Genomic DNA, 13,232 nt, shown 5'->3' with positions numbered 1-13,232 from the left:
ACCTGCTGCGTGTGGTGGTTGCCGGCGAATGCTCCGCCCGTAAAACCACCACCTACTTGCAAGTAGTATTCCATGTCGCGCCGAAAATATCGCCAGCGACGGCGGGGTGTCTGAAGTGCTTAAGCGCTTTGCTCCAAGGGAAGTACCGGGCAGGCGGCGTTATCTGCAGATTCTGCGTCGACACGCACCGGCTTGGCCGGCGCGGTGGCCGCGGAACCGGAGAGATCCAGCCCGTAGAGGGTTTCGAGGGCTGCCACATATTCGTCGGTACGGCCTTCGGCCGCCAACTCGCGGGCCCGCATGGTTGGCACGTGGAGCAGCTGGCGCATCATCCGGCGCATGGCTAGTTCCACTTCTTCGGCCGCGGCGGTGCATCCGTGCTGCGCGCGGACCTTCGCTACTTCGGCGTCCAATACGGTCTTGGTGTGGGCGCGCAGCGCCACAATGGCGTGGTCCGCTTCGCGCTCGCGCTGCGCGGCGGAGAATTCGCGGGCGGCCTTGGTGACGATCCTGGTGGCGTCGTGCACGGCCAGAGCCTGGTCGTTGGGCGCTGCCATCCGAACCGATTCGAGGGTGATGAGCTCAACGTCGGCCAGTTGCGCAATGGTTGGATCAAAATCGTGGGTCAACGCCATATCGATGGCTATCAGCGGCTGGCCCTCAACGCGCAGTTCCTCCAAGGTATGGCTTTCCAAACGGTTTCCACCGCCGGAACAGCCGACGATGACGTCGGCTTCGCGCAGGGCTTGGGTCAGGTGCTGCTCGCTCAGCGGGAAGCCGCCGCGCTTATCGGTGAAATCCGTGGCCCGGCCCGAGTGGGAGTACACGCTGATGCGCTTGACGCCGCGTTCCTTCAGCAGCGCCATGGTGGCGCCCGCATAGGATCCGGTCCCGAAAAGCACGATGTCCTGGTCTTGCCAGCTGCGGCTGCCATCCATCAGCTCTTCGGCGAGATCCAAGGCCACCGAAACGACGGATTTTCCTTGGGAGCCCAAATCGGTGCTGCTTCCGACATCCTTCGCGGCGCGCGTGGCGTTTTGGAAGAGCCGGGTGAGGCTGCTCGTGGCTGTTTTCTCCTGCTGGGCCTGGGTCAATGCGCGACGGACCTGACCGGCAATTTCACGTTCGCCCACCACGGCGCTGTCCAGGCCGGCGCCCACGGAGAAGAGGTGGTCGATTACCGGTTCCCCTTCCAGGGTGGTCAGCCGGCGGGCGAGGAAGTCCGCGGACAGCTCGGTGTGCGCGGAAAGTTCATTGACCAGATGCTCGGTGGCATCTTCGACGTTTTCCACATCCGCATAGACTTCGAACCGGTTGCAGGTGGCTAGCACCACGGCACCGTTGATAGCCGCCGAACCATTGATGGAAGCGGCGGCTAGCCCGCTGGCCGAAGCGCTCAGTTGCGCCACGGTCTCCAGATCGAGCTGTGAATGCGATGCGACAAGAGATAAGAAAACCACAATGTTCCAAGAATAGGCCGAATTAGGGCAGCTAAACAACGCAGGCGAACCTAACTGATGGGGGTTTTGGCCCGTAATGTTGCTCACCTTCCCCTGAGGGTGAACGGCACAAATGGGCTTTTACCTGCAAGAGTTGGCATCATTGAATCATGACTCTGTCGCAGAACCATCCCTTCGTTGATGGACGTACCTCCGATTCCGCATTGATCCAGGCCCTGACCGGTCGCACACCGAGCCACCACCCGGTGTGGTTCATGCGCCAGGCAGGGCGCTCGCTGCCCGAATACCTCAAGCTCCGCGAAGGCGTGAGCATGCTTGACTCGTGCCTGGATCCTGCGATGGCCAGCGAAATCACCTTGCAGCCGGTGCGCCGGCACAAGGTCGACGCCGGCATCTTCTTCTCCGATATTGTGATTCCCTTGCGGCTGGCGGGCATCGGCGTGGACATCGTCCCCGGTGTCGGCCCGGTCCTGGACAAGCCGATCCGCACCGCAGAAGACGTGGCCAATCTGCCCGAGCTCACCGATGAATCCCTGGACCCGATCCGCGAAGCGGTGGCGCTGACCGTCGCCGAGCTGGGCAGCACCCCGTTGATCGGTTTCGCCGGGGCACCGTTCACCGTGGCCGCCTACATGGTTGAGGGCAAGCCGAGCCGCGACCACCTCGGCCCACGCACCATGATGCATTCGGAACCCGAGGTCTGGGACAAGCTGATGAGCTGGGCCGCCGACGCTTCGGGCAAGTTCCTGCGCGCCCAGGTGGAGGCCGGCGCCTCCGCCGCGCAGCTGTTCGACTCCTGGGCCGGTTCGCTGTCCCTTCCGGATTATCAGCGGTTCGTCGCCCCGTATTCTTCGCGTGCGCTGGACTTCGTCCGCGATACCGGCGTGCCGCTAATCCACTTTGGCACCGGCACCGGCGAATTGCTGACCGCCATGCGCGACTCCGGCGTGGACACCGTGGGCGTGGATTACCGCATCCCGCTGGAAACCGCGATCGAGCGGCTGGGCCAGAGCGTGTCGGTGCAGGGAAATATTGACCCGGCCCTGCTCACGGCCCCCTGGGAAGTGCTCGAAGCCCACGTCCGCCAGGTCGTAGCCAGCGGCGCCAAGGCCCGCGGGCATGTGCTGAACCTGGGGCACGGCGTGCCGCCAACCACGGATCCGACGGTGCTCACCCGAGTGGTTGAACTAATCCACTCGCTCTAGGCACACAGGGCTAGGCTAGGTTTCAAAGACAGATCTCCGCTTCCGGGACGCGCCGGCAATCCCGGCACGTCCCGTTCGGCGGGGAACATCGAGTTGAAGGTGGAAGGTGCAGCGCCCATGACCAAGAATCAGCGCAACGCCCCGGCGGCAGACAAACAAGGTGCACGTCCGGCGGCAAAAATCCGCCGTGATCTCGCCGGAGACACGGCAGCACATGCCCTGCGCCTGCTGGAAAAGGTCCGCGCGGCCGCGGAAACCCGGGCCTCGAAAGACAGCGCACCGCACGCTGCCGCACCGCACGCGATAGTTGTCGGCGGCGGTATCGCCGGATTGGTGGCCGCGCGTGAAATGAGCCAGACCGGATACCGGGTTACGGTCCTTGAAGCCTCGGACAATTTCGGTGGCTGCCTGCGCCGGGTTGAGGTCGCCGGCCTGGCCCTCGACGCCGGAGCCGAGTCTTTCGCGTTGCGCGGCGGCACCGTCAGCGCATACCTCGATGAGCTGGATCTGAGCGAAAAAATCGCCCAGACCTCCGGGGTCGGCGCCTGGCTGATCCAGGGGGACGCCGAAAACGTCGAGGCTAATCCGCTGCCGCCGAGCTCCTTGCTGGGGATCCCCTCGAATATCCGCAGCGATGAGGTGCGCCGAATCATCGGCCGGGCCGCCACCGTGCGTGCCGCGGCCGATCTGGTCACGCCGATGCCCAAGAAGTGGGCCACGGAAAAGCTTTCGCTCGCCGAGGTGGTGCGCCACCGCATGGGGCAGAGCGTGCTTGACGCTTTGGTCGCCCCGGTAGTCAACGGGGTGTACTCCACCGACCCGGCGCGGATCGACATCGACGCCGCAGCCCCGGGGCTGCGCGAAGCAATGCAGCGAACCGGATCGCTGGCCAAGGCCGTGGCCCAGCTGCAGGGCGATGCCCCGGCAGGTTCGCGAGTCGCCGGCCTGGACGGCGGCATGTACACGCTGGTGACGACGCTGACCGAGCAGCTGCAGGAATCCTCGGTGGCGCTGGTGCGCAATTCGCCGGTAACCGAGATCCGCCATCACGACGGGGCCGCGCAGCCGTACACCGTGCAGACCCTGGGCCAGGAGCTCGGCGCGGACCGGGTAGTCATTGCCACCGAGGCCCAATCCGCGCTCAAGCTGCTCAACCCGCTGCTTGAAGAGCAGCAGCGCATCAGCGCCGAGGCCGAGGCCAATTCCATCGCCCTGGTGGTGCTCGTGGTCGATAAGCCAGAACTCGACGATGCGCCGCGCGGTTCCGGGGCGCTCGTGGCCAAGGAAGCGCCCTTGGTGGCCAAGGCCATGACCCATGCCAGCGCGAAATGGCCGTGGCTGGCAGAGCAATCCGGTCCGGGCACCCACGTGCTGCGGCTGTCCTTCGGCCGGATCGGGCAGCATGAGCCGCTGGTCGAGTCCGGAGACGAGCAGGCGCTGCTTGCGCAGGCAGTCAAAGATGCTTCAAAGATTCTCGGTGTTGAATTGCATCAGGACGATGTCGTGGGAAGCGCCGTGTCGCGCTTCAACGACATGGTGCCGCTGCAGGGCGAGGCCGCCAGTGCACGCCGGGCGCAGGTGAACTCGGCGGTGGAGAAGTTTGACGGTTTGGACCTCGTGGGCGCGTGGCTTGCCGGCACCGGGTTGGCCCGAGTCATCGGACACACCCGGCGGACAGTTGCCATCAGCGCCCGCTAACTAGTTTTAAAGCATGAGATAGATCAGTTGATCAAGGAGAGCACTAAGTGAGCTACGAAGTACAGCACAATTCACCGGTCATGCGAGACCGCGACGCCGCTGGTGAAAACCCGACCATGTTCTACACCTTGTGGACCGTGTTCAAGCGCTCCGCCAACGTGGAACTAGGCGCGGCGGATGTTGCGGCCTTCGACTCGCTGGTCGCCGAACTTGCCGCATCCGGTGTGGCCGTGCGCGGTATCTACGACGTGTCGATGATGCGCGAAGAGGCCGACGTGATGCTCTGGATGCACGGACCGGCCGCCGAGCTGCTGCAGGCCTCGATGCGCCAGCTGCGCCGCAGCTCGCTGCTCGCCGGCACCGAGATCGTGTACTCCACGATGGCCGTGCACCGCGAAGCCGAATTCGCCAAGGACCACTCGCCGGCCTTCGCCCGCGGCCTGGATGCCAAGGAATGGATGACCGTCTACCCCTTCGTGCGCACCACCGACTGGTACACCATGGACCCGGCGGACCGCGGCAAGATGCTGCGCGATCACGGCATGCTCGGCCGCGAATTCCCGAACGTGCTGGCAAATACCGTTGCCGCCTTCGCCTTCAGCGACTTCGAATGGCAGATCTGCCTCGAAGCCGACGACATGATCGACCTGGTCGACATGATGCGCCACCTGCGCTACACCGAAGCCCGCCACCACGTGCGCGAAGAGACGCCGTTCTACACCGGACGGCGCATCTCGGCCGCCGAGGTCATCGAGGTTTTGAAGTGACCCAGGATTTCGATCCACGCACCGGCTATGACGCCAACGGCAAGATGGCGCCGAAAGCCTACGACGCGATTCTGCTCTCCTCCTTCGGCGGTCCCGAAGGCCAGGAGGACGTGATCCCGTTCCTGCGCAATGTCACCGCAGGCCGGGGGATCCCCGACGAACGCCTCGAAGAGGTGGCGGTGCACTACCGCAAGAACGGCGGCGTCTCGCCGATCAACGCGCAGAACCGCGCGCTGCTTGCCGCCCTGCAGGCCGAACTGACCGCGCGTTCCATCGAGGTGCCGGTGTACTGGGGCAACCGCAACTGGCACCCGTTCGTCAACGACACGCTGAAGCAGATCGCCGAGGACGGGCACCGCAAGGTGCTGCTGCTGGGCACCGGCGCGTACACCGGCTACTCGGCCTGCCGCCAGTACCGCGAAGACCTCGGCATGGGACTGCGCGATACCGGGCTGGAGGGTGTGCTGGAAGTTGACAAGCTGCGCCAGTTCTTCGACACTCCGGCCTTCGTGCAGCCCTTCATCGAGGGGCTGGGGGCCTCGCTGGCCGAGGTGCGCGAACAACTTGCGGCGAAGGACAATGCCGAAGGCAAGATCAAGATCGTCTTCGTGACGCACTCGATTCCGCGGGCCGACGCGGACGCCGCGGGACCTGCTCAGCTGCGCGCACAGGCGAGCGAGAATCTCTATACCGCCCAGCACCGTGCGGTCGCCGAGCATATTCTGGCCAACGTTCCCGAGGCCCAGGGCCTGGAACACAGCCTGGTCTACCAGTCGCGTTCCGGGGCCCCGCACGTTCCGTGGCTGGAACCGGATATCAACGACGCGCTGGCCGAGGACGCCGCCGCCGGGGTGGCCGGGGTCGTGGTGGTGCCCATCGGGTTCATCTCCGACCACATGGAGGTCTTGTGGGATCTGGACACCGAGGCCAAGGACAGCTGCGCCGAACTGGGGTTGGCCTTTAGCCGGGTCGCAACTCCGGGAACGCACCGGGCTTTCGTCTCGGGCCTGGTCGATCTGCTCGAAGAGCGCCTGGCAGATGCCAACGGCCAAGCGCTGCGCGCAGGCCGGATGAGCGCCGTTGCCGGTGGACCATGGTTTGACGTGTGCCGCCCGAATTGTTGTGAAAAGCGCGCGTTGGACGGCTCCTTGCGTCCGACCATCGCTGCGGTCGATTCCGAAGTGGGGGTGCCCCAGGCATGAGCGAGAGCTTTCGTGTAGGTACGCGCGGCAGCGCGCTGGCGACCACGCAGACCGGGTGGGCCGCCACACGCTTGGCCGAAGCCTCCGGGCTTCAGGTGGAGACGATTCTGGTCAAGACCGAGGGAGATGTGATCACCGGGCCGCTCTCGCAGCTTGGCGGTACCGGGGTCTTCGCCGCCGCCTTGCGCCAGCGGTTGCTGGATTCGGGCTGCGATCTGGCGGTGCATTCGCTGAAGGATCTGCCCACCACGCAGCCCGAGGGCCTGGTGCTGGCCGCCATCCCGGAACGTGAAGACATGCGCGACGCCCTGTGCGCCCGCGACGGGCTGACGCTCGCCGAACTGCCCGAAGGGGCGAAGATCGGCACCGGTTCGCCGCGCCGCGCCGCGCAGCTGCTGGCCTTCCGCCAGGATCTGCAGATCGTCGACATCCGCGGCAACGTGCCCACCCGGCTCGGCCGGGTGAAAGGCACCGGCGCCACCCATGACGACGGAAGCGTGGGGCGCAGCGTGCAGGGTGACCTGGACGCCGTCATCCTCGCCGCCGCCGGCATGCGCCGGCTCGGCCTGGAAGCGCACATCACCGAGTACCTGGATCCGGCCATCATGCTGCCGGCCCCCGGGCAGGGGGCGCTGGCCTTGGAGGTGCGCGCCGCCGGCTCGGATCACCCGGCCCTGGATCGGGCGCTGGCCGAACTGGACCACCTGCCAACGCGCCTGCAGGTCGAGGCCGAACGTGCGCTGCTGGCGGCTTTGGAAGCCGGCTGCGCGGCGCCGATCGGCGCCCTGGCCCGGGTTCAGGGCGGCACGCTCGTCTTGGAGGCGGTCGCCTGCAACCCGGACGGCTCCGAAACCATGCGCCGCAGTGCCCGGGCAAGCGCGGCCACCGTAGCGGAGGCACGCGAGCTTGGACGCAGCCTGGCCGAATCGATGATCGCCGACGGCGCGGCGGTAGTCGCAGGTTTGGCCTAATTGCGACCATGACCTATCAGGCGTTGATCCTGCGCGACGCGGCGCGAGCCGCGGCTACCGTGCGGGAATTTGAGCAGCTGGGCATCGAATCTTGCTGTGCCCGGCTGATCGACACCGTCTGGCCCGCGGATCGCAGCGAGCTGTCCCGCGGCGTCGCGGCACTGGCGGCGGGCTCCTACCAGTGGCTGGTACTCACCTCGGTGAATACCGTGGAGGTGATCGCCACCTTGCTGGCCGGACGCCCGCTTCCGCCGCGGCTGCGCGTGGCGGCGGTGGGAACGAAGACCGCCAAGGCCGCCCGCGCGCGGTTGGGCTTCGATGCGGATTTTGTGCCTACGGAGCAGTCCGCGGCCGGAATGCTGGCCCAGTGGCAGCTGGAACCGGGGCAGAAGATCTTCTATCCGCATGGGGACCTGGCCAGCTCGACGCTCTCGGCCGGGCTCGGCGCCCATGAAGTCCACGAGGTCCTGGCTTACCGCACGGTTGCCGCCGGCAGCGGGGGAGCACCGCTTACGGCGGTGCCGGCGCCACCGGGAATTCGCGTGCTCGCCCCGGAAGAGATAACCGGGCAGCTGGATCGGCTGGATCTGCTGGTGTTTAGCGCACCAAGCATCGTGCGCCGATTCGTGGAGCTAGCCGGTGACCGGTTGCCCGAGCGGGTGAAAACCGTTGCCATCGGCCAGCCTACGGCCGCGGCCTTGCGCGCGGCCGGGTTGCGCGTTGACGCCATCGCCGGGGAACCGACGCCCGCCGGTTTAGCTCGCGCGGCCCAAGAACTTTTGCACAATGCGAATCATCAATTTTAGAAAGAAGTGACATGGCTTTCCCTCAGCACCGACCTCGCCGGCTCCGGCAGAATCCTGCAGTTCGCCGACTCGTCGCGGAGTTCGAGCTGTCCTCGCGTCAGTTGATCCTGCCCGCCTTCGTCCGCGAGGGCATCGGCGAGCCGAACCCGATCAGCTCCATGCCCGGGGTCGTGCAGCACACCATGGATTCGCTCAAGGCCGCCGCGGCGGATGCCGCCGAACGGGGCCTGGGCGGCATCATGCTCTTTGGCATCCCGGAGGACCGGGACGAAAACGGCAGCGCCGGAATCGACCCGAACGGCATCTTGAACCGAGGCATCGCGGCCGTTCGCGAAGAGGTCGGCGACGAGCTGGTCATCATGTCCGACGTGTGCCTGGACGAGTTCACCTCTCATGGCCATTGCGGCGTGCTTGATGCCCAGGGCCGGGTGGACAACGACCGGACCCTGGAAATCTATGCCGAGATGGCGGTAGTCCAGGCCGAGGCGGGGGCGCACATCCTGGGCCCTTCGGGCATGATGGACGGGCAGATCGCGGTGATCCGCGAGGCCCTGGACCAGGCCGGACAGCAGGAAGTGGCGGTGCTCGCCTATGCGGCGAAATACGCCAGCGCCTTCTACGGCCCATTCCGCGAGGCCGTCGACTCGCAGCTGCAGGGGGATCGCCGCAGCTATCAAATGGACGCCTCGAACCGCCGCGAGGCGCTGCTGGAGGTCGAACTGGACCTGGCCGAAGGCGCGGATATGGTCATGGTCAAGCCCGCCATGAGCTACCTGGACATCGTCTCGGATATCGCTCAGCTGTCCCCGGTTCCGGTCTCCGCCTATCAGATCTCCGGAGAATACGCGATGATCGAAGCCGCGTCGGCCAACGGCTGGATCGACCGCCGCGCCGCGGTGCTCGAATCCCTGCTTTCCATTCGCCGGGCCGGCGCCCAGCAAATCTTGACCTACTACGCAGCCGAAGTCGCCGGCTGGTTGAACGAAGGAAAAAAATAAATGTCGAATTCCGAGAAGCTTTTCACCGAGGCCCGTGACGTCATGCCCGGTGGCGTGAACTCGCCGGTGCGCGCCTTCGGCTCCGTCGGCGGCGTGCCGCCGTTCATGGTCGGCGCCAAGGGCGCTTACCTCACCGATGCCGATGGCAAGGAATACGTTGACCTGGTGTGTTCCTGGGGTCCTGCCCTGCTGGGGCATGCCCACCCGGAGATCCAGTCGGCGGTGCACGCCGCGGTCGACCGCGGGTTGTCCTTCGGCGCCTCCACCCCGGATGAGGCAAAGCTCGGCCGGCTGATCAAGGATCGCATGGGCGGGGTGGACCGGGTGCGCATGGTTTCCACCGGCACCGAGGCCACCATGACCGCCGTGCGCCTGGCCCGCGGCTTCACCGGCCGCGAATTGATCATCAAGTTCTCCGGCTGCTACCACGGCCACCTCGACAGCTTGCTTGCGGATGCCGGCTCGGGCGTCGCCACCTTGGCGCTGCCGGGTTCCGCCGGGGTCACCGCGGCCACCGCCGCCGAGACCCTGGTCCTGCCGTATAACGACCGTGCCGCCATCGACGCGGCGTTCGCCGCGCATGGGGCGAATATCGCGGCCGTGATCACCGAATCCGCACCCTGCAATATGGGCGTGGTGGTACCGGAGGCGGGGTTCAACAAGTTCCTGAAGGACACCACCGCCAAGCATGGCGCGCTGCTGATCCTCGACGAGGTACTGACCGGCTTCCGCGCCTCGTCCTCCGGGTACTGGGGCTTGACCGGCAAGGAAGAGGGCTGGAACGCGGATCTGTACACCTTCGGCAAGGTCATCGGCGGCGGCTTGCCGACCGCGGCCCTGGGCGGCCGCGCCGAGGTGATGGATTATCTGGCTCCCTTGGGCCCGGTCTACCAGGCGGGAACCCTCTCGGGCAACCCGGTCGCCATGGCGGCCGGCATCGCACAGCTGACCCACGCCACCGAGGAGGTCTACGCACACATCCTCAAGGCGTCCACCGCGCTGGAAGGCGCGCTGCGCGAGGCCTTTGACACCGCCGGGGTGGACCACTCGATCCAGCGCGTCGGATCGCTGTTCTCGGTGGCCTTCGGCACCTCGGCCAAGGGCGTGCACAACTACGCCGACGCGCAGGGGCAGGAAGCATTCCGCTACGCGCCGTTCTTCCACTCGATGCTCGACTCTGGCATCTACCTGCCGCCAAGCGTGTTCGAGGCTTGGTTCCTCTCCGCGGCACACGACGACGCAGCCATGGAGAAGATCTTCGCGGCACTGCCAGCGGCCGCTCGGGCCGCCGCTGCGGCCACCGCATAGTAGCCACCAGCACCAAGAGGCCACGGTAGCCGCTCGTCCCATCCGGGCAGCGGCTACCGTGGCCTCTTTGCTTTCCTGGGCCGGGAACTGGGCAGCCGCCGGCGGTCCCTGATAGCTTGGCCCACAGCATCAGCATCAACAACGGCAGTGAAAACCAGAGGAGCGCCAGATGACCGAGACGATCGCCGAGCACATGATTCCCCTGATCGACGAGCAGATTCCGGATTTGTTGGACTATCTGGGCATACCCGGGTTGGCCGATATCCATGTGCACTTTCTGCCCGAGCCGATGCTGGAAAAGGTCTGGGCGTACTTCGATGAGGCGGAGCAACGTTATGGTCGTTGCTGGCCGATTACCTATCGCATGGCTGAGGACGCCCGAATCCAACGGCTCCGTGAGATCGGGTTGGCGGCTATCCCTGCGCTTTCGTACGCGCATAAGGCGGGCATGGCCAGTTGGCTCAATGATTGGGCGGCGCGCTTCGCCGAACGCGTCGACGGGGCACTGCATTGCGCAACCTTTTACCCGGAGCCCGGGGTAGGCAGCTACGTTCGGCAGGCCATCGATGCCGGGGCACAACTATTCAAGATCCACATCCAAGTCGGCGGGTTCGCGCCCCACGATGCGCTGCTCGACGAAGCATGGGAAGTCCTCGAGCAAAGCAGGATACCGGTGGTCATCCATGCCGGTTCGGCACCGTTGAGCGGCAACTACACCGGGCCGCAGAACGTTCGAATCCTGCTGGAGAAGTATCCGGACCTCGTGCTGGTCATAGCGCATATGGGGATGCCCGAGTATCACGAATTTGCCGATCTTGCCGAGGCGTTTTCAGGCGTTTACCTGGATACGACCATGGTGGGTACCGACTTCACCAACGAATTCGCGCCGATGCCGCAAAGCTATATTTCCCGTTTGGCTTCACTCCAGGACAAAGTCATTCTCGGCTCGGATTACCCGAATATCCCTTATCCCTATGCGCATCAGCTGCAGGCATTGGCCCGGTTGGGGCACGGAAAATCCTGGATGCGAGCGGTGCTCTGGGAGAACGGGGCACGGCTGCTGGGGCTTTCCCGAGCCGGGGTTGCCTAGCTTAAGCGCGATAGGGGCGGTTAACGCAGTGGTGTCCTTGTCCCCGAATTCCCGGGACAAGGACACCACTGCGATGCTGCCTGGCGCTAGGAGGCTGGGATGACGTTTCCGTCGGTCCAGGTCTCTTCGATGTACTTGGCTACCTCGTCGGAGTGCAACAGTTCGTCGAGCTTCTCGATAGCTGGGGTGCTTTCGCCTGCACGCCAGGTCAGGAAGTTGGAGTTCGGGTTGTTCTCGGGGGATTCCTGAACGAGAACTTCCTCCAGGTTGAGCTCTGCCTGAACAATGTAGTTACCGTTGATCACGGCAAGGCCAATGTTGTCGTCCTGGGTGTAGTACTGCGGCACCTGCTCCGAGTTCACTTCCCGGAACGTCAGTTTCTTGGGGTTTTTGGCTTCGTCATCTTCAATGGTGAGGGCCGAATCTTCGTCGGTTAGCCCCGAAAGCAGTCCTGCGCTTTCCAGCACACGCAGTCCACGAAGCTGATTCACCGGGTCATTGTTCAGCAGAACCAGTGCGCCTTCGGTGACGTCTTCTGGCTTATCGAAATTCTTGGAGAAAACGGTCAATGGCTCCAGATGGATGCCCTTGCCGTGCTCGAACTCGTAGCCCTTGTCCGCAACCTGCTGGGCCAAGTAAGCCTCGGTCTGGAAGTAGTTTGCATCGATGGTGCCGTCTGCCAAAGCGATGTTCGGGGTCTGGTAGTCGTCGATTTCCTGAATCTCGAGATCGATGCCAGCATCCTTGGCCAAATTCTCATCGATGAATTCAAGAATCTGGGAGTGCGGGATCGGGCTTGCGCCAACTTTGACGATGGTTGGGTTTGCTGGGTCAAGCGTGGCCGCAGCGGTTGGCTCGGTGGATCCGGTGCTACTGCAGGCGGTCACCGCAAAGAGGGTTGCGACACCGGTGATTGCGAGTGCAAGCTTTTTACGCATTGTGAGTATTTCCTTTGAGTATGAACCGTTTCCGGTAACTAAGGGGAGTTTTGGTACGACATGCGTGCCGACCAGGCCCGCCGGAATTCCGGCGGAAGTTTTTGAGCTAACGATGATCGATCTTTCGCGCGACCAGGTCGCCGACGATCTGAACGAACTGCACCATGATAAGAATAATGACTATGGTTACCAGCATGATTCCCATGTCATAACGCTGGAAACCGTAGTTGTAGGCCAGCCGGCCAAGACCCCCACCGCCAACCAAACCGGCCATCGCCGAATAACCAATGAGCGTGACCACGGTTGTGGTCAACGCGGCAATGAGCCCGGGCATCGCTTCGGGAACGAGCACCTTGCGAATGACCTGCAATTTCGTCGATCCCATTACCAGCGCCGCATCAACCTTGCCCGATGAGACATCGCGCAGGGCGGTCTCAACTAGACGTGCGAAGAACGGAACCGTGCCGATGGTCAGCGAGACGGAAGCGGCCACCGGTCCGAGTGAGACACCCGTAATTGCCTTGGCTAGTGGAATCAAGGCAACCATCAGAATTGCGAATGGAATCGAACGGGTGATGTTGACAATGATCCCGGAGAGCACCACATTGAGCCAACGCACTGGCAGCAACCCGCCCTTACCGGTGTTGTGCAGCAAAATACCTAACGGCAAACCAATGACGATGGTGAAAACCGTTGCAATCAAAGTCATTTGCAGGGTTTCCACGGTGGCAGGCCACATGGCCTTGGTGATACCTGGATTGTTTAAGAGTTCAGCGAAGAAATCCATAA

12 protein-coding genes are annotated in these 13,232 nt (G+C 64.3%); 9 read left to right on the top strand and 3 right to left on the bottom strand.

The window, feature by feature from the left end; all coding sequences use genetic code 11:
* Nucleotides 1-119: 119 nt before the first annotated feature.
* Complete coding sequence (locus CQ015_RS06070; RefSeq protein WP_105553010.1) at nucleotides 120-1,460, bottom strand: glutamyl-tRNA reductase; 1,341 nt, start codon at nucleotides 1,458-1,460, stop codon at nucleotides 120-122.
* A gap of 149 nt (nucleotides 1,461-1,609) precedes the next feature.
* Here CQ015_RS06070 and hemE point away from each other — a divergent pair, with 149 nt between their 5' ends.
* The 9 genes from hemE to CQ015_RS06025 all read left to right on the top strand — a co-directional run bounded on the left by hemE (nucleotide 1,610) and on the right by CQ015_RS06025 (nucleotide 11,505).
* Nucleotides 1,610-2,665, top strand: a complete 1,056-nt coding sequence (gene hemE / locus CQ015_RS06065; protein WP_105568843.1) for a uroporphyrinogen decarboxylase — start codon at nucleotides 1,610-1,612, stop codon at nucleotides 2,663-2,665.
* Between the two features lie 117 nt (nucleotides 2,666-2,782).
* Nucleotides 2,783-4,363: a protoporphyrinogen oxidase gene (hemG, locus tag CQ015_RS06060; protein WP_105649582.1), complete on the top strand. Its 1,581-nt coding sequence runs from the start codon at nucleotides 2,783-2,785 to the stop codon at nucleotides 4,361-4,363.
* 80 nt (nucleotides 4,364-4,443) lie between these two features.
* The gene (gene hemQ / locus CQ015_RS06055) at nucleotides 4,444-5,130 is read left to right on the top strand and encodes a hydrogen peroxide-dependent heme synthase (protein ID WP_096284654.1); all 687 of its coding nucleotides are present in this window, start codon (nucleotides 4,444-4,446) and stop codon (nucleotides 5,128-5,130) included.
* Nucleotides 5,127-6,332 carry a ferrochelatase gene (locus tag CQ015_RS06050; RefSeq protein ID WP_258137789.1) on the top strand — a complete coding sequence of 402 codons (1,206 nt, stop codon included), beginning with the start codon at nucleotides 5,127-5,129 and terminating at the stop codon, nucleotides 6,330-6,332. Before hemQ ends, CQ015_RS06050 begins: the two co-directional genes overlap by 4 nt.
* Nucleotides 6,329-7,303 (top strand): hydroxymethylbilane synthase, encoded by a 975-nt coding sequence (gene hemC, locus CQ015_RS06045; protein WP_096284586.1) that lies wholly within the window; start codon nucleotides 6,329-6,331, stop codon nucleotides 7,301-7,303. The genes CQ015_RS06050 and hemC overlap by 4 nt, the downstream gene beginning before the upstream one ends.
* A gap of 8 nt (nucleotides 7,304-7,311) precedes the next feature.
* A complete protein-coding gene (locus CQ015_RS06040) occupies nucleotides 7,312-8,109 on the top strand; it encodes a uroporphyrinogen-III synthase (RefSeq protein ID WP_105649581.1) in 798 nt (265 codons plus the stop codon).
* A gap of 11 nt (nucleotides 8,110-8,120) precedes the next feature.
* Nucleotides 8,121-9,107 carry a porphobilinogen synthase gene (gene hemB / locus CQ015_RS06035; protein WP_096284590.1) on the top strand — a complete coding sequence of 329 codons (987 nt, stop codon included), beginning with the start codon at nucleotides 8,121-8,123 and terminating at the stop codon, nucleotides 9,105-9,107.
* Nucleotides 9,108-10,415 carry a glutamate-1-semialdehyde 2,1-aminomutase gene (gene hemL, locus CQ015_RS06030; RefSeq protein WP_105649580.1) on the top strand — a complete coding sequence of 436 codons (1,308 nt, stop codon included), beginning with the start codon at nucleotides 9,108-9,110 and terminating at the stop codon, nucleotides 10,413-10,415.
* 169 nt (nucleotides 10,416-10,584) lie between these two features.
* A complete protein-coding gene (locus CQ015_RS06025) occupies nucleotides 10,585-11,505 on the top strand; it encodes an amidohydrolase family protein (RefSeq protein WP_258137795.1) in 921 nt (306 codons plus the stop codon).
* 86 nt (nucleotides 11,506-11,591) lie between these two features.
* Here the strand turns inward: CQ015_RS06025 and CQ015_RS06020 are convergent, their stop codons facing one another.
* Nucleotides 11,592-12,443, bottom strand: coding sequence for a MetQ/NlpA family ABC transporter substrate-binding protein (locus CQ015_RS06020; RefSeq protein ID WP_105649579.1), 852 nt, complete (start codon nucleotides 12,441-12,443; stop codon nucleotides 11,592-11,594).
* A 106-nt stretch (nucleotides 12,444-12,549) separates the two neighbouring features.
* Nucleotides 12,550-13,230 (bottom strand): methionine ABC transporter permease, encoded by a 681-nt coding sequence (locus CQ015_RS06015; protein WP_096284597.1) that lies wholly within the window; start codon nucleotides 13,228-13,230, stop codon nucleotides 12,550-12,552.
* Nucleotides 13,231-13,232 lie beyond the last annotated feature (2 nt).

The sequence above is a fragment of the Arthrobacter sp. MYb221 genome (genome assembly GCF_002979835.1).
Taxonomy (GTDB): Bacteria; Actinomycetota; Actinomycetes; order Actinomycetales; family Micrococcaceae; genus Glutamicibacter.
Note: the sequence above shows the minus strand (reverse complement) of the source record. Positions and strands in the feature narration are given on the sequence as shown.